Origin of the sequence: Pedococcus sp. 5OH_020 (assembly GCF_027812955.1) — a bacterium.
Classification (GTDB): Bacteria; Actinomycetota; Actinomycetes; order Actinomycetales; family Dermatophilaceae; genus Pedococcus.
Genome location: NZ_JAPYZV010000011.1, coordinates 97,552 through 117,194 on the forward strand (window position 1 = coordinate 97,552; position 19,643 = coordinate 117,194).

General features: G+C 70.4%; 16 protein-coding genes and 1 riboswitch. Of the genes, 7 read left to right on the forward strand and 9 right to left on the reverse strand.

The genetic code is table 11. From position 1 onward, the window contains the following. Window positions 1-81: 81 nt before the first annotated feature. Window positions 82-393, reverse strand: a complete 312-nt coding sequence (locus PHA84_RS18235; RefSeq protein WP_270889569.1) for a hypothetical protein — start codon at window positions 391-393, stop codon at window positions 82-84. Between the two features lie 164 nt (window positions 394-557). Beyond that, on the reverse strand, window positions 558-1,349 hold the full coding sequence (locus PHA84_RS18240) for a TetR/AcrR family transcriptional regulator (protein WP_270889570.1): 792 nt from the start codon (window positions 1,347-1,349) through the stop codon (window positions 558-560). A 113-nt stretch (window positions 1,350-1,462) separates the two neighbouring features. On the opposite strand from PHA84_RS18240, the gene PHA84_RS18245 reads away from it, so the two are divergent. The 4 genes from PHA84_RS18245 to PHA84_RS18260 all read left to right on the forward strand — a co-directional run bounded on the left by PHA84_RS18245 (window position 1,463) and on the right by PHA84_RS18260 (window position 6,177). Next, window positions 1,463-3,700, forward strand: coding sequence for an MMPL family transporter (locus PHA84_RS18245; protein WP_270889571.1), 2,238 nt, complete (start codon window positions 1,463-1,465; stop codon window positions 3,698-3,700). A gap of 96 nt (window positions 3,701-3,796) precedes the next feature. Beyond that, complete coding sequence (locus PHA84_RS18250; RefSeq protein ID WP_270889572.1) at window positions 3,797-5,383, forward strand: RNA polymerase sigma factor; 1,587 nt, start codon at window positions 3,797-3,799, stop codon at window positions 5,381-5,383. 10 nt (window positions 5,384-5,393) lie between these two features. Continuing rightward, a complete protein-coding gene (locus PHA84_RS18255) occupies window positions 5,394-5,759 on the forward strand; it encodes a hypothetical protein (RefSeq protein ID WP_270889573.1) in 366 nt (121 codons plus the stop codon). Then, window positions 5,752-6,177: a hypothetical protein gene (locus PHA84_RS18260; protein WP_270889574.1), complete on the forward strand. Its 426-nt coding sequence runs from the start codon at window positions 5,752-5,754 to the stop codon at window positions 6,175-6,177. Before PHA84_RS18255 ends, PHA84_RS18260 begins: the two co-directional genes overlap by 8 nt. Here PHA84_RS18260 and PHA84_RS18265 read toward each other — a convergent pair. Next, window positions 6,131-6,577, reverse strand: coding sequence for a nitroreductase family deazaflavin-dependent oxidoreductase (locus PHA84_RS18265; RefSeq protein ID WP_270889575.1), 447 nt, complete (start codon window positions 6,575-6,577; stop codon window positions 6,131-6,133). The genes PHA84_RS18260 and PHA84_RS18265 overlap by 47 nt on opposite strands. A gap of 114 nt (window positions 6,578-6,691) precedes the next feature. Continuing rightward, a riboswitch (SAM riboswitch) is annotated at window positions 6,692-6,804 on the forward strand. Between the two features lie 111 nt (window positions 6,805-6,915). On the opposite strand from PHA84_RS18265, the gene PHA84_RS18270 reads away from it, so the two are divergent. Both PHA84_RS18270 and hrpA read left to right on the forward strand, forming a co-directional pair. Continuing rightward, a complete protein-coding gene (locus PHA84_RS18270) occupies window positions 6,916-8,235 on the forward strand; it encodes a bifunctional o-acetylhomoserine/o-acetylserine sulfhydrylase (protein ID WP_270889576.1) in 1,320 nt (439 codons plus the stop codon). 60 nt (window positions 8,236-8,295) lie between these two features. Beyond that, window positions 8,296-12,204: an ATP-dependent RNA helicase HrpA gene (gene hrpA / locus PHA84_RS18275; RefSeq protein WP_442952934.1), complete on the forward strand. Its 3,909-nt coding sequence runs from the start codon at window positions 8,296-8,298 to the stop codon at window positions 12,202-12,204. A 20-nt stretch (window positions 12,205-12,224) separates the two neighbouring features. On the opposite strand, the gene PHA84_RS18280 is transcribed toward hrpA, so the two are convergent. Both PHA84_RS18280 and PHA84_RS18285 read right to left on the reverse strand, forming a co-directional pair. Then, entirely contained in the window at window positions 12,225-13,775 is a 1,551-nt protein-coding gene (locus tag PHA84_RS18280; RefSeq protein ID WP_270889577.1) for an MFS transporter, read from the reverse strand. 43 nt (window positions 13,776-13,818) lie between these two features. Next, complete coding sequence (locus tag PHA84_RS18285) at window positions 13,819-14,439, reverse strand: TetR-like C-terminal domain-containing protein (protein WP_270889578.1); 621 nt, start codon at window positions 14,437-14,439, stop codon at window positions 13,819-13,821. A gap of 193 nt (window positions 14,440-14,632) precedes the next feature. On the opposite strand from PHA84_RS18285, the gene PHA84_RS18290 reads away from it, so the two are divergent. Continuing rightward, window positions 14,633-15,565, forward strand: a complete 933-nt coding sequence (locus PHA84_RS18290) for a proteasome assembly chaperone family protein (protein ID WP_270889579.1) — start codon at window positions 14,633-14,635, stop codon at window positions 15,563-15,565. Window positions 15,566-15,607: 42 nt separating this feature from the next. Here PHA84_RS18290 and PHA84_RS18295 read toward each other — a convergent pair whose 3' ends face one another. The 4 genes from PHA84_RS18295 to PHA84_RS18310 form a co-directional block, all read right to left on the reverse strand. Beyond that, window positions 15,608-16,408, reverse strand: a complete 801-nt coding sequence (locus PHA84_RS18295) for a DUF1206 domain-containing protein (RefSeq protein WP_270889580.1) — start codon at window positions 16,406-16,408, stop codon at window positions 15,608-15,610. Window positions 16,409-16,512: 104 nt separating this feature from the next. After that, the gene (locus PHA84_RS18300) at window positions 16,513-18,204 is read right to left on the reverse strand and encodes a DNA polymerase (protein WP_270889581.1); all 1,692 of its coding nucleotides are present in this window, start codon (window positions 18,202-18,204) and stop codon (window positions 16,513-16,515) included. A gap of 44 nt (window positions 18,205-18,248) precedes the next feature. Then, window positions 18,249-18,731, reverse strand: coding sequence for a SufE family protein (locus PHA84_RS18305; protein WP_270889582.1), 483 nt, complete (start codon window positions 18,729-18,731; stop codon window positions 18,249-18,251). A gap of 9 nt (window positions 18,732-18,740) precedes the next feature. Next, window positions 18,741-19,625 carry a sulfurtransferase gene (locus tag PHA84_RS18310; protein ID WP_270889583.1) on the reverse strand — a complete coding sequence of 295 codons (885 nt, stop codon included), beginning with the start codon at window positions 19,623-19,625 and terminating at the stop codon, window positions 18,741-18,743. Window positions 19,626-19,643: the final 18 nt, after the last annotated feature.

Consider the following 19,643-nt stretch of genomic DNA (forward strand, 5'->3'; position numbering starts at 1 on the left):
GCCGCATGATCGCCCCGGGGGTGCCCCTGGGGATAACGCGCCGGATCCGGCTGGCCAGTGGGGCAACATGCGGGACATGAGCTACGCAGACCTCCCGGACGACATCCGCTCGATCTCGCTGGCGGACGAGGCGGTCCAGGCCGACGTCATCGACCTCATCCTCGGGATGGAGGACCGTCGCAGCGGCGCCCTCGCCCTCATGCTGTGCAACGCGGCGGACCAGGGCGTCCAGCCGATGGTGCTGGGTGACCTGGCCGAGGCCTCGCCGGTCGCCGACCTGCGTCGGCTGCTCGAGCTTCTCGTGCCCGTCGTGGGGGAGACCAGGGCTCGCTCCTCATGGGCCGCGGGAGGCGGCGCGGTCTGCTGCCCACCGAGCTCGACCGGGCCTGGCATGCGACGACCGTGGAGGCCTGTGCTCGCCACGGGGTCCGTCTGCTGGGGTTCTACCTGGCCTCCCCGCAGGGCATCAAGGCCCTCCCCGCGCCGGCGGTCGCGAGCTCGGCGCCGCCTGGTCCTGAAGGCTGACGCCCCGGCTTTCTCACCGCGAGGGTGGTCGGTCAGTAGTACTGGCGGGCCAGCTGCCGAAGCCTCGGCCACTCGCCGCCGATGCCCAGGTCGCGCCCTAGGTCCAGCATGGTGGCCTCGAAGAGCGCACTGGTGGAGATGAAGGCCGGGTGGATGTGCCCGAACACCTCGAGGGTCACGGTTCCGTACAGCCGCGCCCAGGCGCGCTCGAACAGCCAGATCATCCCGGCCGCGGGTACGCCGAGGCTGTCTGTGACGGCCTGCGGCTTGAGCTCCTCGTGGAGCGCCTCCAGCAGTCGGGGGTCCAGCTCGGAGTCGTCCGGAACGGGGAACTGGTACGAGGCCCACAGGGCACCGAACAGCTCGCTGAAGAAACCTGCGAAGAGCTGGACGCCTGTGTCGTCCGGACCGCGGCTGTCCAGAGACGTCATGAGCGGCGGCGTGCATTCGGCCACGGCTGCCAACGTCGCGGACGTCGGGGAGGCGAACACGAGCTGGAACTCCTCGCGGTTGGTCAGCGCCCAGGCGCGGAACGCCGCCGTGGAGACGACGATCCGAGCCGCAGGGTCGTCCAGGGGCTGAGCGTCACGGGCCACAGCCATCGCGGCGACGACGTCGGCGAAGACCGACCTGGCCACCAGGCGCATGAGCTCGGCGTGGCTCTCCACGTAGCGGTAGAGGGCCGGCGGCGTGAGCCCCATCTCCTGCGCCACTGCTCGCAGGGAGACGTCCTGCGCCTCGCGCAGAAGCCGGCGCGACACCTCGACGATCTCCTCGTACGTCGCCTGGCGCTGACGTTCACGACGCGTTGGTGCTGTCGTCATCACGCCTCCTCGACTCGTCCGTGAACCCTTGACAACGAAGTTTACACCCTTCACTGTTAATGCCGTAAACATCCGTGATGCGTCGTAGTGGAACTGGTTCGGAGTTGGTGGACATGCAGACCTGGGGTCGGTTCGTGGCCAGGCGGTCGTGGGCAGTGCTGCTGGCGGGAGTGGCGGTCGTCCTCGCCGCGGCGGCATACGGCATCGGGGTCTTCGGTGACCTCTCCAACGGCGGGTTCGACGACCCCGCCACCGAGTCGGCGAAGGAGCTGGCCCTGGAGCAGGCCGCCTTCCCCGGCCGGGAGACGGACCTCGTCGTCGTGTACTCCAGCGCCGACAGGCAGGTGCAGGACCAGGCCTTCCAACGCGCGGTGACCCAGACGGTGGCGGCGCTGCCGCGCGATGCCGTGAAGGCGGTCGTGAGCACCTACACCACGCCCTCACCCGCACTGGTCAGCGGCGACGGTCACGCCACGCGGGTCCTGGTGACCCTGGCCGGCACCACCCAGGACGAGAAGAGCACGAGCTGGGATGCGGTCAAGGGTCACCTGAAGGCGCCTGGGCTGACCACCAGTGTCGGTGGGCGGTGGGCCGTCTTCGGAGACGTCAACGAGCAGGTCTCGAAGGACATCGCCCGAGCGGAGTCGCTCACCCTGCCCGTCGTCCTGCTGCTCAGCCTGCTCATCTTCGGGAGCCTCGTCTCCGCCCTGATGCCCACCCTCGTGGGGGCCATCGCCGTGCTCGGGGCGTTCGCGGCCGTCCGCGTCGTCACGGACCTCACCGACGTGTCGGTCTTCGCCATCAACGTCATCACGCTGCTGGGCATGGGCCTTGCCATCGACTATGCGCTGTTCGTCGTCAGCCGGTTCCGCGAGGAGCTCGCCGCGCAACCGGACGAGTCGCGGGAAAGCGTGCGCGCCGCCATCGCCCGCACCATGTCGACCGCGGGCCGGACAGTGCTGTTCTCCGGTCTCATCGTCGCGGCGTCCTTGGCCTCTCTGCTGCTGTTCCCGCAGAACTTCCTGCGGTCCATGGGATACGGAGGTGTCGCCGCGGTGCTCGTCGCGATGACGGCCGCGCTGACCGTCCTCCCAGCGCTGCTCAGCGTGCTGGGGCACCGCATCGAGCTGGGCCGGATGCCGTGGCGTCGCGGTGCTCGGGTCGAGCAGGCGACTGCGCTCCATGGCACGGACGACGACGTCGTACGAGGCGCCTGGGCACGCGTGGCCCACAGCGTCATGCGGCGGCCCGTGGTGTACCTCGTCGCGATCACCGTGGGCCTGCTGACCCTTGCCAGCCCCTTCGCCGGTGCCCGATGGGGAAGTGTCGACGAGCGCGTCCTCCCCGCCAGCTCGCCCAGCCGGCAAGCGGCGGACCTGCAGGCGAGGCTCTTCGGTGGCGAGACGGCCTCGGCGTCGATCGTGGTCCGCGGAGCGTCACCCGAGCAGGTCGCCCGGTACGTCACCGAGGTGCGCACCATCCACGGCATCAAGGAGGTGCACGTGGCTGCCGCGCGGTCTCGCGGCGGACAGGACCTGACCCTGGTGCAGGCCAGCTGGGCGGGCAGCTCACAGAGCGGTGCCAGCCAGGCAGTGGTGCGCGAGCTGAGGGCGGTCGACCCGCCCGGGGGCGGCACGACGCTGGTCGGTGGTGCCACCGCCGATGCCGTCGACCTCATCTCCTCCGTGGGTGAGCACCTGCCGTGGATGGGGCTGGCCGTCGCCCTCGTCATGCTCGTGCTGCTCTTCGTGGCGTTCGGCTCGATCGTGCTGCCGCTCAAGGCGATTGCGATGAACGCGGTGTCCATCGGGGCGAGCTTCGGCGTCGTCACGTGGATCTTCCAGCACGGGCATCTGTCCGGCCTCCTGGGGTTCACCTCCCCTGGCTATCTGGACGTCACGCAGCCGATCCTGATGCTGGCCATCCTGTTCGGCCTGTCCATGGACTATGAGGTCTTCCTGCTCAGCCGCGTCCGCGAGGAGTGGGACCGTACGGCGGACAACACCCGCGCCGTCGCCGCGGGGGTGCAGCGCTCGGGCCGGATCATCACGAGTGCGGCGCTGCTGCTCGCCGTCGTGATCGGCGGGTTCGCGACGAGCGGGATCGTCTTCCTCAAGATGATCGGGATCGGCATGCTCGTCGCCGTCCTTCTCGACGCAACCGTCGTCCGCGCGCTCCTCGTGCCCGCCACCATGCGGCTGCTCGGACGGGCCAACTGGTACGCCCCCCCGCCCCTGGCGCGGTGGTGGCAGCGCCACGGGCACCGGGAGAGCCCGGATTCCCGGTCCGAGCCTCAGCCGAGCTCCCCGGGTGCGGTGCCTCACCACACGGATCTGTTGCCGCAGCCCTGACCTGCGAGTACCGCATCGTCTACCGCATCGGACGGAGCAGCGATTTGATCCGAAAGAAGGAGCCGGACCAGACGCGCGACCACTGATACTGGTCTCGTGCTGGGGACGCGCTTCGCGCAGACGCTGGACGCTGCCCAACGGGGGGACGAGCGAGCCTTCAGCGCGCTCTGGCGCGACGCCAACCCGGTGATAACCCGCTACCTGCGCGTGACGGGGCAGGACGATCCGTACGACGGGGCCTGTGAGGCGTGGGTCACCGTGCTACGGGGCCTCCCCGGGTTCTCCGGCGACGAGACGGCCTGGCGGGTCTGGGTGCTCGCCTGCGCACGGTTGCGGGCCCAGGAGGGCAGCCTTCGTCAGGCATGGTCGGAAGTCACGGTGGTGCAGGGGCTGGAACTGCGCGACGACGACATCACGCTCGAGGACCTCGTCGAGCCGGGCGAGGCCATCGACCCGGAACACCGGGGGCTCGGCGACACCGTCGCCGCCCTGCGTCAGCTGCCGCTGGGACAGGGTGAGGTGGTGATGCTGCGCCTCGGTGCCGGGCTCCCGGTGCAGGCCGTCGCCGACGTGGTGGGCGCCGACGCCCAGACCGTTCGCCGGGCGGAGGAGCAGGGCCTGGAGAGGCTGGGCGCCGACGCGGAGCTGCTGGAGTGGTCTCTGACGGCACCACCCCTGGCAGCAGAGCTTGCGGACGAGTCCGTCGCCACCGCAGCCTTCCGCGGCGTACCCAAGAAGGCCTCGCATCGCCCGGGGGCGTCGCCCATCGTCGCCACCGCGGGTGCGCTGCATCCAGGCAAGGGCGGGCGGTCAGGCGTGACCGTCATCCGCGCGTCCCGTACGGCGCTCCTCGGCGTGGCCGCCGTGTGCGCGTCGGCAGCCACGCTGGGTGGCCTGGGGGCGGCCGCGTACGTCGGCGCCCTTCCGAGGGCGGTGCAGCAGGTCGCCCACGACGCGCTCGGCGCCCCCGGCCCGGGGTCCGGCGCCTGGGGCAGACGTCATCGCTCTGCGGTGCCCGCGCCCGTGGGCCCGGACGCGACGGGCAGCCCGGCCCGGGGGCTGTGCCAGGCGTGGAGGCAGGACAAGTCCAAGGGCGTCGCGCGTGAGGTGTCCGTCGCGTTCCGCACCCTGTCCGTCGCAGCTGGGGGAGCCGCGAAGGTCGAGGCGTACCGCACCGTCGTGCTCTCCACGCCGTCCGGCGCGCCGGGCGGGGGTGCGCCAGGTCCCCGCGGTTCGGGCCCTACGGTCACCGCGACTGGGGTGACCGGCGGCGGTCCGTCCGTCACCAGCGGCTCGCAGACTGAAGAACCGAGTACGACAGCGACCCAGGGCGGAAGGCGTGCACCTCACGGCTCGCGCACTCACACCGCGGCGGCGACGACCACGAGGACCTCGAACACCAAGAGCTCCACTAAGACCTCCACCAGCAAGGCGCCGACCCCTAAGACGTCGAGCACCAAGAGCTCGACGAAGACCTCCAGCCCCCAGCCGTCGAAGAGCCGGACCTCGACGCCCAGGCCTTCGAACACCACGACGTCGAACACCACGACGTCGAACACCACGACGTCGAACACCACGACGTCGACCCCCCGGACCTCGACCACCAAGAGCTCGGGCACGAATGGCAGCACCAAGCCTGGCAGCCCCAAACCCACCAGCACCGGGACCGCGTCGCCCGCGTAGGCTTCCCGCCGTGCTCTACGCCCTGACCGTGGTGGTCTTCGTCGCCTCTGTGTGCCTCATGGGGCTGTCGGGGTGGTACGCCGTCCGTAGCCGGCTCGTGGACGACCGGCTGCTGCTGGTCGCCGCCCTTCTCGAGCTCGGTCTCCTCGTCCAGCTCGTCGTCTGCCTGGCTCATCTCGGCAGGGTGCCGGGCGGCCCCGGTGAGCGGGCGACGTTCGCGGCGTACGCGGTGACGCTGCCCTTCGTCCCACCCGCAGCCGCCTTCCTCGCCCTCAAGGAGAAGACCCGCTGGTCGATGGGCGTCGTGGCCGTGGGCGCCTTCGCCGCGGGCGTGATGACCGCTCGGCTGCAGCAGATCTGGAACCTTCGTGGCTGACGGCGTACGGTCCACCCGGTCCGGGCCGGGCATTCTCCTGGTCGCTGTCTACGGTCTCCTCGCGCTCGCGGCGACCGGGCGTTCGACGCTCCAGATCCTGGAGTACTTCTCCCGCGCGCCGTTGGCGTACCTGCTGTCCGCCGTGGCTGCCGTCATCTACGTCGTGGCGACGGTGGCCTTGGCCCGCGGCGACCGCACCTCGCGCAGGGTCGCCCTCGTGGCCATCTCCGTGGAGCTGGCTGGGGTGCTCGTGGTCGGGCTGGCCTCCTACCTCGCTCCGAGCGCCTTCCCGGACAAGACGGTGTGGTCGCACTTCGGGTCCGGGTACGGCTTCGTGCCCCTGGTCCTGCCCATGCTGGGGCTTGCCTGGCTCAGGCGGACCGCTCGTCCAGCGGCTCCAGTAGCAGGACCGGGATGAGCCGGTCGGTCTTGGTCTGGTACTCGGCGTAGGGCGGGTAGGCCTCCACACACCGCTGCCACCACTGCTCACGCTCGGCCCCATGGATCTCGCGGGCCCGCACGGTCCAGGTGCGGTCGTCGTCCTGAAGGTCGAGCACAGGGTTCTTCAGCAGGTTGCGGTACCACTTCGGGTGCTCAGGGGCACCACCCTTGCTCGCCACCGCCGCATATACGCCGTCGTGCTCGACCCGCATCAACGGGACCTTGCGCACCTTGCCGGAGATGCCCAGCATCGTGAGCAGCACGACGGGACGTCCCATGATGTCGACAGCGCGGGTGGTCCCCTTCGCCTCGATCGCCTCCACCTGGTCCCGCACCCAGCCAGCGGCGCTGGGCGCGTACTCACCCTGGATAGTCATGGACCCATGCAAACACGGTGCCCAGCGCCTTGCATCACGGGGGTGCTGCTGCGTCCGTCCGTCATGAGAGACGGGGATGCCCCGCGCGGGCGTGGCAGGCGTAGCCTCGGCCCAGGTCATGAGTGCCAGCTCACAGCCCCGGCTTGCTGGCCGGCAACCCTCCTCCGCGGTGGGGTGCCCCGGGTGAGGACCTGGCGCACGGCATCCGCCGAGCGCAAGCGCGGGAGACCGACCTCTGTATCCCGCACCGTCCCCGGACGGTGGTGCCTGTGGCGACCATCGGCAAGGGGCGACCCAGCCTCCGCGCACGCGGCGTACACCACTGAAAGGGCATCCAGATGAGCACCACGAACTGGTCGTTCGAGACCCGCCAGATCCATGTCGGCCAGGAGCCCGACGCAACCACCGGCGCCAGGGCACTGCCGATCTACCAGACGACCTCCTATGTCTTCAAGGACACCCAGCACGCCGCGAACCTGTTCGCGCTCAAGGAGTTCGGCAACATCTACACCCGCATCATGAACCCCACCCAGGACGCGGTGGAGCAGCGCGTCGCCTCGCTCGAGGGTGGGGTCGGTGCGCTCCTGGTCGCATCCGGACAGGCCGCGGAGACCCTCGCCATCCTCAACATCGCCGAGGCCGGCGACCACGTGGTGGCCAGCCCGAGCCTGTACGGGGGCACCTACAACCTGCTCAAGCACACGTTGCCGAAGTTCGGCATCCAGGTGAGCTTCGTCGAGGACGCGAACGACATCGAGTCGTGGAAGGCCGCCGTCCGGCCGAACACCAAGCTGTTCTTCGGGGAGAGCATCTCCAACCCGAAGTCGGAGGTACTCGACATCGAGGCGGTCGCCGTCGCGGCCCACGAGGCAGGCGTCCCGCTCGTCGTGGACAACACCATCGCGACGCCGTACCTGACGCGCCCGCTGGAGTGGGGGGCCGACATCGTGGTTCACTCGGCCACCAAGTACCTCGGAGGGCACGGTACGTCGATCGCCGGCATCATCGTCGACGGCGGGTCCTTCGACTTCGGGGCGGAACCGGAGCGCTTCCCCCACTACAACACCCCGCAGGAGAGCTACCACGGCCTGGTGTTCGCCCGGGACCTCGGCGTCGGCAGCCCCTTCGGCGCGAACCTGGCGTTCATCCTCAAGGCCCGCGTCCAGCTCCTGCGCGATCTCGGCCCGGCCATCTCGCCCTTCAACGCGTTCCTCATCGCGCAGGGGATCGAGACGTTGAGCCTGCGGCTGGACCGGCACCTGGAGAACACGCACAAGGTGGCGGCCTTCCTCCAGGCGCAGGAGCAGGTGGAACGCGTGGTCTGGGCCTCGCTGCCGGAACACGAGTCGTACGAGAAGGCCAAGAAGTACGCGCCGCGTGGCGCCGGAGCGGTGCTCGCGTTCGAGATCGACGGTGGGGTGGAAGCTGGCCGTCGCTTCGTCGAGGCGCTGACCTTGCACAGCCACGTGGCCAACATCGGGGATGTCCGCTCCCTCGCCATCCATCCGGCCTCGACCACGCACTCACAGGGCGCCGACGGCGACCGGCTCGCAGCGGGCGTCACACCAGGGCTGATCCGGCTCGCTGTCGGGATCGAGCACATCGACGACATCCTGGCGGACCTCGATCAGGGGTTCATCGCGGCGAAGGCCGGCTGAGCCCGGCAAGGTCGGGGGCGGCAGAGCAAGGCAGGCCGGGGCCCGCCAGCGCGAAAACGTATGCTGCGGTGTGTGTCCGCCTCTGGTTCCGTGCAGTCGTCCACTGCCCGGAACCGGGGTGGTCGCCGCCGGGGTGCCGGCCGGCGAGCCACCATCGCGCTCCCGGCCCTGCGCTACCCCGAGCAGCTACCGGTCGTCGGTCGCAAGGACGACATCGCGGCAGCCATCCGCCACCACCAGGTCGTGGTGGTGGCGGGGGAGACGGGGTCGGGGAAGACGACGCAGCTGCCGAAGATCTGCCTCGAGCTCGGCCGCGGCCGGGAGGGGCTGGTCGGGCACACGCAGCCCCGGCGGATCGCCGCTCGCTCCGTCGCGGAGCGGATCGCGGAGGAGCTGCAGGTCGAGCTCGGTGGCGTCATCGGCTACCAGGTCCGGTTCACCGACCACAGCAGCGACGGCACCCTGGTGAAGGTCATGACGGACGGCATCCTCCTCAACGAGATGCAGCGGGACCGGATGCTCCGCAAGTACGACACGATCATCATCGACGAGGCCCACGAGCGAAGCCTCAACATCGACTTCATCCTGGGGTACCTCAAGCAGCTGCTTCCGCGGCGGCCCGACCTCAAGGTCGTGATCACGTCGGCGACCATCGACCCGCAGCGGTTCGCCCAGCACTTCGCCGACGCCGAGACGGGGGAGCCGGCGCCCATCATCGAGGTGTCGGGGCGGACGTACCCCGTGGAGGTCCGGTACCGCCCCCTGGTCGACCCCGACCGTCCTGACGACACGGAGCGTGACCAGGTCACCGGTGTCTGCGTCGCGGTGGAGGAGCTGTGGACGGAGAGCCGGGGTGACGGGGGGGACCAGGACATCCTGGTGTTTCTCTCCGGAGAGCGGGAGATCCGGGACACCGCCGATGCTCTGTCGTCGATGAGCCTTCCCGCGACAGAGATCCTCCCGCTCTACGCACGCCTGTCCGCAGCGGAGCAGCACCGGGTCTTCGCACGCTCCAGCGGCCGCCGGGTGGTGCTGGCCACCAACGTGGCCGAGACCTCGCTGACCGTTCCCGGCATCCGGTACGTCGTGGACGCCGGTACTGCGCGGATCTCCAGGTACAGCCAGCGCACGAAGGTGCAGCGCCTGCCCATCGAGCCGGTCTCCCAGGCCAGCGCGAACCAGCGCGCCGGTCGCTGCGGGCGCGTGGCCGACGGGATCTGCATACGGCTCTACTCCGAGGAGGACTACGAGGCCCGACCCGAGTTCACCGAGCCGGAGATCCAGCGCACGAGCCTCGCCTCGGTCATCCTCCAGATGACCTCGCTCGGGCTCGGCGATGTCGCCGCCTTCCCCTTCGTCGATGCCCCGGACCCGCGCCAGGTGGCCGACGGTGTCAGGTTGCTGGAGGAGCTGCAGGCGTTCGAGACCGCGGTCGAGGCGCCTGCGGCCTCCTCGTCGCGAGGACGTGGGCGGCGAGCGGAGCGCCGGCTCACGCCGTACGGTCGGTCCCTGGCCCGGCTGCCCGTCGACCCACGGCTCGGGCGGATGCTCTTGGAGGCGGGGCGGCTGGGCTGCACCCGGGAGGTGCTCGTCATCGTCGCCGCGCTGTCCATGCAGGACCCACGGGAACGGCCCGCCGACAAGCAGACCCAGGCAGACCAGTCGCACGCCCGCTTCCGCGACGAGCACTCCGACTTCATGTCGCTGCTCAACCTCTGGGCTTACCTCAAGGAACGCCAGAAGTCTCTGAGCCACAGTGCGTTCCGGCGGATGTGCCGCACCGAGTTCCTGCACTACCTCCGCGTCCGGGAGTGGCAGGACCTGCACAGCCAGCTTCGCAAGGCCTGCCAGGACGTGGGAGTGGACCCGCGACAGGCCACGGCGGCACCGGACCAAGAGCCGCAGGCCGACGTCATCCATCAGGCTCTGCTGGCCGGGCTGCTCTCACAGATCGGGTTGCGCGACGAGGTACGGCGCGACTACCTCGGTGCCCGGGGTGCGCGGTTCGGCATCTCGCCCGGCTCGACGCTCTTCCGGCGACAGCCCACCTGGGTCATGTCGGCCGAGCTCGTGGAGACCACCCGGCTCTGGGCCAGGACCAACGCGCGGATCGACCCTGTCTGGGCCGAGCGGCTGGCGCCCCACCTCGTCAAGCGGACCTACTCGGAGCCGCGGTGGTCTCGGAAGCAAGGGGCGGCGCAGGCGACCGAGCGCGTGACCCTCTACGGGATCCCGCTGGTCGCAGCGCGCACCGTCGGGTATGCGCGGGTCAACCCCGCCGAGTCCCGCGAGCTGTTCATCAGGCATGCGCTCGTGGAGGGCGACTGGGACACCCATCACGCGTTCTTCCGCTCGAACCAGGCTCTGCTGCAACGACTCTCGGAGCTCGAGGAGCGCGCCAGACGCCGTGACATCGTCGTGGACGAGGAGGACCTGGTCCACTTCTACGACGAGCGCATCCCCGCCGACGTGGTGTCACAGCGGCATTTCGACCGCTGGTGGAAGGACGCGCGCCGTCACAACGCCGACCTGTTGAGCTTCACCGAGGAGCTGCTCACCCGGGACAGCGCGGACGAGGTCTCGGCGCAGGACTACCCGAGGGTGTGGCGCCAGGGGGGCCTCGAGCTCGCGGTGACCTACCAGTTCGAACCGGGCTCCGCCGCCGACGGCGTCACCGTGCACATCCCCGTACAGGTTCTGAACCAGGTCATGGACGAGGGCTTCGACTGGCAGGTGCCAGGGCTGCGCCACGACCTGGCGACCGCCTTGGTACGCGGGCTGCCCAAGGCCGTACGGCGCAACCTCGTCCCGGCGCCGGACCATGCGGCGCGCGCTCTCGCCGACGCCAGACCCGGAGGTGGCCGCAGCCTCGTCGACGAGCTCAGCAGGGTGCTGTACGCCCAGACCGCCGTGCGCGTCGACCCGTCCGACTGGTCCGTGGAGGCCGTCCCGGACCACCTTCGGGTGACGTACAGCGTGGAGGACGGTAGTGGGCGAGTGCTCGGACGGGGCAAGGACCTGACAGCCCTGCGGGAAGCGCTGGCAGGGCAGGTGCAGCAGCGGATGTCGCGGGCCGGTGCCTCCATCGAGCGCAAGGGCTTGCGACAGTGGGACTTCGGCGAGCTGCCGGCGACCTTCACCTCCGACTCGGGCGGGCTGACCGTCCAGGGCTTCCCCGCCCTCATCGACCGCGGCGACAGTGTGGACCTCCTCGTCCTGGCCGGCGAGCGGGAGGCCCAGGCCGCGACCACGCTGGGAGTACGCCGGCTGGTCCTGCTGAACACGACCGCACCCTGGAAGCGCGTACTGGCCAGGCTCACCAACGCGCAGAAGCTGACGCTCGGGGACAACCCACACGGCTCCGTCCCGGCTCTCCTGGAGGACGCGCTGGCCTGCGCGGTCGACTCCATCGTCTCGGAGCGCCCTGGCGGCGCTGGCGCCGTGCGGGACGCCGGCGCGTTCCAGGAGGTGCTCGCAGCTGTCCGTACCCACGTGGCGACGCGGGTTCTCGCGGTCGTGGACGAGGTCGAGCCCGTGCTCGCCGAGGCAAGGCAGGTCCGCAGCGAGCTCGACCGGCTGACTGCCCCAGCGGCGGCATCCCTGGTTGCGGACGTGCGTGCCCAGCTCGACAGCCTGGTCTACCGGGGTTTCGTCGCGGACACCGGCCTGGACCGACTGCGGGACCTCCGGCGCTATCTGCGGGCCATGGCGCAACGGCTCCAGAAGGCGCCGTCCTCACCTGCCGCCCTGGCGCGGGACGCCGCGAGCCAGGAGGTGGTCGACCGGGTGGAGAGCGCGTATGCCGACCTGCTCGACTCGCTGCCGGCGGTCGAGCGCCGCTCCGACCGGGTCCGCGAGATCGGCTGGATGGTGGAGGAGCTGCGGGTCAGCCTGTTCGCTAACGGGCTCGGCACCGCATACCCCGTGTCCGAGAAGCGGATCCGCGCCGCCATCGCCGCCCTCGGCTGAGCCGGGGCGGCGATCCTCGCTCAGGCGAGGTGGACGTTCTCGTGTCCGTCGCTGGACAGCACCTCGTGCTTGACGTTGAGGAACATGAACGTGATGACGGCACCGACGAGGATCATCGCTGAGCCCACCAGGTAGGCGTGCCCGGAGCCGAAGGTCTGCGCCTGCAGGGCGATCTGGTGCTTCGCGGCCTGCAGCTGGTCGGCGGAGAGATGTCCAGAGGCCGCCTTCGCCTGCAGGGCAGCGCCCAGCTCAGCCCCCCGGTCCCTGGCCCCGTTGGCGAACACGGTGCTGAGCGTCGCCAGCCCGAGCGCGCCGCCCACCTGCTGCATGGTGTTGAGCACTGCCGAGGCGACGCCGGAGTCCTCGCTGGCCACACCGGCGACCGCGGTGAGGGTCATCGGGACGAAGGTCAGCCCCATACCGACGGCCAGGGTGACGATCCAGGGCAGCAGGCCAGTCGTGTAGCCGCTGTGCACGTCGAGCCGGGAGAAGCCGAACATGCCCACTGCCGCGAGCGTCGCCCCGGAGCCCGAGATCCAGCGCGGGTCCACCCGCGTCATCAGGGTGGAGGCGATCTGGGCCGCGACGACGATGCCGAACGAGAACGGCAGGAAGGCGAACCCCGACTTCAGCGGCGAGTAGCCGAGGACCTGCTGGATGTAGAGGCCGAGGAAGTAGAACATGGCGAACATGGCCGCGCCCACGATCAGCATCACCGCGAACGACGTGCCGCGAGTGCGGTCGGCGAGGATGCGGATCGGCATGAGGGCGTGGGGAGACCGCGCCTCGACCACGAGGAAACCCCCGAGCAGCAGCACGCCGGCGACCAGGGTTCCGATCGTGGTGGCGGACGTCCAGGAGTCGCTCGCGGCGTTCGTCAGCCCGTAGACGAGCGACACGAGCCCGGCCGTGCCGAGCACCGCACCGGGAACGTCGACCCGCCCGTCTCCGCGGGGGGACTCCGCCAGGAAGCGGGGCGCCAGCGTGGCGACGAGGATGCCGATCGGCACGTTGATGAACATGGTCCAGCGCCAGTCGACCTCGGTGAGCGCGCCGCCGAGGATCAGCCCGACAGCCGCGCCGGCGCCCGACATCGCGGCGTACACACCCATGGCCCGGTTGCGAGCCGGCCCGGCGGGGAAGGTCGTCGTGATCAGCGCCAGGGCAGTCGGTGAGGCCAGCGCCGCGCCGACGCCCTGTAGGGCACGCGCCCCGAGCAGCATGCCCTCGGTCTGAGCGAGGCCGCCCAGCAGCGAGGCGGCGGCGAAGAGAAGGACCCCGGTCATGAAGACCCTGCGACGCCCGAAGAGGTCGCCGAGGCGTCCACCGAGCAGCAGGAGGCCGCCGAACGCCAGCGTGTAGGCGGTGACGACCCAGGAGAGGTTCTCCTGGGTGAACCCGAGGTCGGTCATGATGTGCGGCATCGCGATGTTCACGATCGTGCCGTCGAGGACGACCATCAGCTGGGCCGCGCTGATGACGGTCAGGGCGATGCCGAGGTGCCTTCCGCGGCTCTCGGCCACGTCGGGTTCCGGGGTGGAGCCGTGCTCGAGCACTGCTGTTGAAGACATGGAGGTCCCCTTGTGTGTAGTGGGTGGTGCGTGGACGGGTGGTTCAGCCGCGCGGCAGCGTCGCTGCGCAGGAGGGAAGGACGACGCTGTCCACCAGGGCGATGAGGCGGTCACGGGACGGGCCGGAACCCGTCAGCATCGCCTCGTGGAGGCTCATGGCCGGGAGGATCGAGGCCAACAGAGAGAGATCGGCGCCCTTGCCGATCTCGCCCCGCTCCTGGGCGGCGCGGAAGGTCTGGAGCGTCACGGCGAGCTTCGGGGCCACGAGCCGGGTGACGACCGCGTCGTGGAACTCCGGGTCCCGGTGCATCGAGGTGAGCAGGGCCCCAAAGATCTGGATCGGTCGCTCGTCTGCGATGCCGCCCTTGGCGCAGGCCTGGGCGATGAGGTCACCGCGTAGCGAGCCGGTGTCGGGGTAGCGGTCCGCCTCCACGCCGAGCATCAGCTGCAGCGCGTCGATGACGAGATCTACCTTCGTCCGCCACCGCCGGTACAGGGTCGCCTTCGACGCCTTCGCCGCGGCGGCGACCGCGTCGAAGCTGAGCTTGTCGTAGCCCAGCTCGACGAGCGTCTCGAGGGTGGCCTCCAGGATCTGCCGCTCGCGGTCGCCCTCGACGCGCGGACGGCTGCGCGTCGCCTCGTCGGTGCTGGTGCGGGGGCCCACGACCGGCCTTTCTCTCGATAGAACGAAACTGTTTCGTTTCATCGAACAGTCGGACGAGCCTCGTCTATTCCGCAAGTCGAACGTGGGGCTGTGCCATGGAATCCCGGGCCCACCCCGCGCGTTGCCAATGACAAGACCGCGCCACCGCTGGATCCTTGACGTAACGCCAGACAGACAGACCGTTGGAGTCATCGTGCTGAACCCTTCCGAGCTCTACCACTTCGAGACCGACACGGACCCGCGGGAGCTGCGCGCCTCGGTGATGATCGTCGCGCTCGCGGGGTTCATGGACGCCGGGCACACGCAGCGGCTTCTGACCGACCACCTCCTGGCCACGGGGGAGTCGACCGTCGTCGCGTCCTTCGACACCGACCAGCTCCTGGACTACCGCAGCCGGCGTCCCGCCATGGTGTTCGACACCAACCGCTGGCTGAGCTATGAGGACCCCTGCCTGGTCCTGCACCGGTTGCTGGACCGTGACGGCACCGCATACCTGGTCCTCACCGGACCGGAGCCCGACTTCCAGTGGGAGCGGATGGCGGAGTCGATCCGCCAGCTGGTCGTACGCCTCGGCGTCGACCTGGTGGTCACCGCGCACGGCATCCCCATGGCGGTGCCCCACACCCGGCCCATCGGCCTGACCGCTCACGCCACCGACCCTCGCCTCATCCCCTCACAGGACAACCCGTTCGGCCGGGTGGAGGTCCCCGGCAGCCTCGCGTCACTGCTGGAGCTACGTCTGGGGGAGTCCGGGCACGACGCGATCGGGTTCGCCGTCCACGTACCGCACTACCTGGCCCAGGCGGAGTTCGCCGATGGTGCGGTGACCGCGCTCAACGCCATCACCGCGGCGACCGGGCTGAACCTGCCGATCGACGACCTCGTCGCTCAGGCGGGGCTCAACCGCGCCGAGATCGCTCGCGAGGTGGAGGGCTCCGAGGAGGTGTCCCAGGTGATCGCCGCGCTCGAGCGTCAGTACGACACGTTCGTCGAGGGGCGCCAGAAGCCGAGCCTGCTCGCCACCGATGTCAGCGAGCTGCCCTCGGCGGACGAGATCGGGGCAGAGTTCGAGCAGTTCCTACGGCAGGTCAACGACGACGGGGACAGCGCCGACAGCGGCGGCTGACGGCTGGAGCCGGCACGGCGGTAGCTGACGGCCGGAGCCGGTTCACACGCTGGCATCCCGTGCCCGCGCGAAGCTGTAGAGGCCGAATGCCGCCAAGCCGGCAGCCATGATGACCAGGAGGACCGTGCCGAACGGCTGGTCCCGTAGGGACTTCAGAGCCCCGTCCAACCCGCTCGCCTCCTGAGCCCGTCGCTGCAGCCCGGCCGCCACGAACAGCACTCCGACGATGCCCAGCGCCACGCCCTTGGCGCTGTACCCCACCTGGCCCGCGCGCACCGCCGACGCCCCCGGGTGCTTCTGCAGCTCCTCGAAGAACTTCTTCGTCACACCCTTGTAGACGTAGTAGACCCCCACGCCGAGGACAGCCAGGCCGATGGCGACGACCAGCAGGCGGCCGCCCGGCTTGTCCAAGAGCTTCGACGTGAAGTCCACCGTCTGCCGCCGGCTGTTGTGCCCCCCGCCGCGCGCGAAGGTGAACGCCGACCAGCCCAGGACCAGGTAGACGACAGCCGTCGAGGCCGACTTGGTGCGCTCCGCCCAGAGGTCCTTCTCCCGCCCCCGGTACACGACGACTGCGTCGGCGAGCTGCCACACAGCGAGACCGAGGAAGCCCACGACGCCGATCCACAGGAGCACCTTGCCGAGTCCGCTTCCCGCGAGTGATCCCAGCGCCCCGCTCTGGTCGGCGTTCTTGCCGGAGCTTCCGAACGCCACCTGGAGGGCGATCCAGCCGATCAGGACGTGCAGCAGACCGCTGACGGCGTAGCCGACACGGGCTGCGGCCTCCAGGGCGGGGTGGTCTGAGGCACGGGCCGCGGCCAGCTTGACGTCATGTCCATCCATGGGCCCACCTAACCACTGACCTAGGCCGTCGACAGTGTGGATCGCCCCAAGCCCGTGGGTCTCAGTGCACCAACCCGTGAGGATCCAACGCCGGCGCCTCGCGGCTACTCCTTGGCCTCCGACCAGCGACGGACCACCGAGGCGTCGACCACGAACCTCACCTGGGTCGAGCCCGTCCAGCGCCGCGCGCTGTCCTGCAGCGCGGTCACCAGGCGCGCTCGGGCCTCCTGCGCCGCCGGCTCCGGGACGTGCAGCAGGAGCTCGTCGTGCAGGCACAGCACGATCCGGGCTCCCAGGTCGCGTGTCGTGGCGCGGACCGTGGCGGCCCACGCCTTGAAGAGCTCGGCCGCGGAGCCCTGGACCACTGCGTTCCGCGCGAACCGTCCTCGGGCGGCGTCGTACGCCGCGGCGTTCTCGGGGGCCGCGTCGGTGAGCACCGCGTCCAACCTGACGAGGCGGCCACCATACGTGCGCAACGGTTCCCGGCGAAGGCCGGCGGCATACGCGGCGTCGAGGTAACGCATGGCCACCGGGTAGGCCCGCTCCAGCCCCTTGAGAGCCTCACCGGCCGCCCCGCTGCGCTGGCCGTACATCGCCGCAAGGACCGCCACCTTGGCCACGGGCCGCTCCACCCCCAGGGTGCTCGCCACGGGTGCGTAGAGGTCGTCGGCGCGGGTCGCGGCGGCGAGGTTGGCGTCACCCGAGACGGCCGCGAGCACCCGCGGCTCGATCTGGCCGAGGTCGGCGCGCACGAAGACGTGGCCGGGATGCGCGGCAACGGCGGGACGTAGATCCGTCGGCAGGTTGTGCAACCCGTTCTGCGCCGTCATCCGGCCGGCTGCTCCGTCGGAGGCGGTCCAGCCGCCGCGAAGCCGGTCATCGGGGCCGACCTGTGCGTCGAGCCAGCCGTAGCCGTACGTGGTCGCGATCCGTTCTGCCTTGCGCCAGTCGAGCAGCGCTCCCACGACGGCGTGGGACTCGCGGTACGGCTCGAGGACCCACTTGCGCGTGTTGGGCACCGAGACGCCGACCGCGGCCAGAAGGTCCTTGACCTGCAGAGGGTTTCGCAGGTCGGTGTGTTCGCGGCCCGGCACGTGCTTGAGCACCGCCCGGTCCCTCTCCGCGCGGATCCGCCGGGCGTCCGCGTCGTCGACAGGTCGTGGACCGGCTGCCTCGCCGATGAGCTTCTCCGCGGTCGCGCGGTCCAGCGGCAGGCCGTCGCGTGCCAGCTCGAGGCAGAGGAACGCTGCCGCGGACTCGCTCTGCGCGGTGGAGATGGCCCTGGGACCCACGTCCGCCAGTGCCGAGGCCTGCCGGGCGGCGCAGTCGAGGGCCGCCTGGCCCCACGCGAGGAGCTCCTCGTCGTCCGGGCACCAGGACGCCGTACCGGCCACCGCGCGCAGGTACCCGTCCCTGCGGACCACGCCGGACGCGGTGTCCGCGTCGTCTGGCGTCAGGGTGTCGAAGAGGTCGCCGCGCGCTGCCCGCGGAAGGCCGGCCCGATCCAGTCCATACGCCGTGGCCCAGGCGAGCTGCGCTCCAGCCTCCCAGCCTCCGACGAGGAGGCGGTGCGCTTCCGCGACATCCCAGCACCGGGCCACCGGCACCCCGCGGGCGGCCAGGGGCGCGGCGTCGTAGGTCGCCGCCCACCAGACGAAGCGGACGTCAGCGGCGGCGTCGAGCCCCTGGGCTGCGCTGGCCACGACGTCCGCCGGACCGCAGTCCGACACATCAGGTCCGACGAGGGCGGCTCGACCGTCCGGGGACGTCACGAACGCGACAGGTGCGGCAGCCATGGCGACGCCATCCTGTCACCTCGGCCCGACGGGGCCGGCGACAGTCAGACCTGCGACTTCAGAGCGGTCTGACGCTTGATGCGGCTCAGCATGCCCACCATCCCGCGCAGGCGAAGCGGTGAGACGGCCTCGGCCAGCGAGAACCGGTAAGGGGCATCGTCCGGCACGGCGAGCACCTCCTCGACGGTCAGGCCGTCCAGCCCTTCGTGGAGGATGCCGGCGAACCCCCTGGTGGTCGGTGCCTCCGGCGGTGCCGAGAAGAAGAGGTTGACCCGTCGTTCCGACGCCTCCGTGGCCGGTTCGTCGCCCACCTCTACGAGGAGGAACAAGGGCGACTGGCACTCCTGGACCTGCTCCATCGACGCGGTCGCCCCGACATACCGCTCGGGCAGGTCGGGCAGGCCCTCACTGAACTCGAGCAGCAGCTCGAGCCGCTCCGGTGGCGACAGCTCCGCGAAGTCGCGGGCGATCTCCGCCAGCGCCGGCGGAAGGTCAGCTGTCTCGGGGATCGCGGATGCCGGCGCCATTGCCGAGGCCTACCTCTCCACCGGGACGCGGACGGAGTTGCCCCACTCGGTCCACGAGCCGTCGTAGTTCCGGACGTCGTCGAAGCCCAGAAGGTGCCTGAGCACGAACCAGGTGTGCGAGGAGCGCTCACCGATGCGGCAGTAGGCAACGGTCGGCTCGGACGGCGACAGGCCCTGCTCCTGAAGGTAGATGGCCTCCAGCTCCGGCCGGGACTTGAACGTCCCGTCCTCGTTCGCAGCGCGGGCCCAGGGCACGGACCTGGCCCCGGGGATGTGGCCGCCGCGCATGGCGCCCTCCTGCGGGTAGTCGGGCATGTGCAGCAGCTCGCCGCTGTACTCGCCGGGAGACCGGACGTCCACCAACGGTTTGCCGAGGTGTGCCAGGACGTCCTCCTTGAAGGCGCGGATCGGCGCGTCGTCGCGCTCCACGACCGGGTAGTCGGCCCCGGTGACCGTCGGGACGTCCTTGGTGAGCTCGCGCCCCTCCGCCACCCACTTCGACCGACCGCCGTCGAGCAGCCGCACGTCCTCGTGCCCGAACAGGGACATCACCCACAGGGCGTAGGCCGCCCACCAGTTGTTCTTGTCGCCGTAGATCACCACGGTCGTGTCGCGGGCCACGCCGCGCTCCGACATCACCGAGGCGAACCGCTCCCCGTCGACGTAGTCCCGCATCACCGGGTCGTTGAGGTCCTGGTGCCAGTCGAGCTTCAGGGCGCCCGGGATATGACCGGTGTCGTACAGCAGGACGTCCTCGTCGGACTCCAGGACCGCGACACCGTCGGGGCCACCGACATTGCCGGTCTCGATCTGCTCAGCCAGCCACTCGGTGGTGACGAGCCGCTCGGGATGGGCGTACTGGGAGAAGGGATCTTCGTTGCGGGGCTCAGCCATGCTGTCAAGGCTAAACCT

Bases quoted from the DNA above. Each gene is read 5' to 3' on its own strand.
- hrpA (WP_442952934.1), top strand. From the start codon at position 8,296: ATGCTGCGGTGTGTGTCCGCCTCTGGTTCCGTGCAGTCGTCCACTGCC.
- PHA84_RS18265 (WP_270889575.1), bottom strand. From the start codon at position 6,577: ATGACTATCCAGGGTGAGTACGCGCCCAGCGCCGCTGGCTGGGTGCGG.
- PHA84_RS18310 (WP_270889583.1), bottom strand. From the start codon at position 19,625: ATGGCTGAGCCCCGCAACGAAGATCCCTTCTCCCAGTACGCCCATCCC.
- PHA84_RS18280 (WP_270889577.1), bottom strand. From the start codon at position 13,775: ATGTCTTCAACAGCAGTGCTCGAGCACGGCTCCACCCCGGAACCCGAC.
- PHA84_RS18305 (WP_270889582.1), bottom strand. From the start codon at position 18,731: ATGGCGCCGGCATCCGCGATCCCCGAGACAGCTGACCTTCCGCCGGCG.
- PHA84_RS18300 (WP_270889581.1), bottom strand. From the start codon at position 18,204: ATGGCTGCCGCACCTGTCGCGTTCGTGACGTCCCCGGACGGTCGAGCC.
- PHA84_RS18235 (WP_270889569.1), bottom strand. From the start codon at position 393: ATGCCAGGCCCGGTCGAGCTCGGTGGGCAGCAGACCGCGCCGCCTCCC.
- PHA84_RS18240 (WP_270889570.1), bottom strand. From the start codon at position 1,349: ATGACGACAGCACCAACGCGTCGTGAACGTCAGCGCCAGGCGACGTAC.
- PHA84_RS18270 (WP_270889576.1), top strand. From the start codon at position 6,916: ATGAGCACCACGAACTGGTCGTTCGAGACCCGCCAGATCCATGTCGGC.
- PHA84_RS18245 (WP_270889571.1), top strand. From the start codon at position 1,463: ATGCAGACCTGGGGTCGGTTCGTGGCCAGGCGGTCGTGGGCAGTGCTG.
- PHA84_RS18295 (WP_270889580.1), bottom strand. From the start codon at position 16,408: ATGGATGGACATGACGTCAAGCTGGCCGCGGCCCGTGCCTCAGACCAC.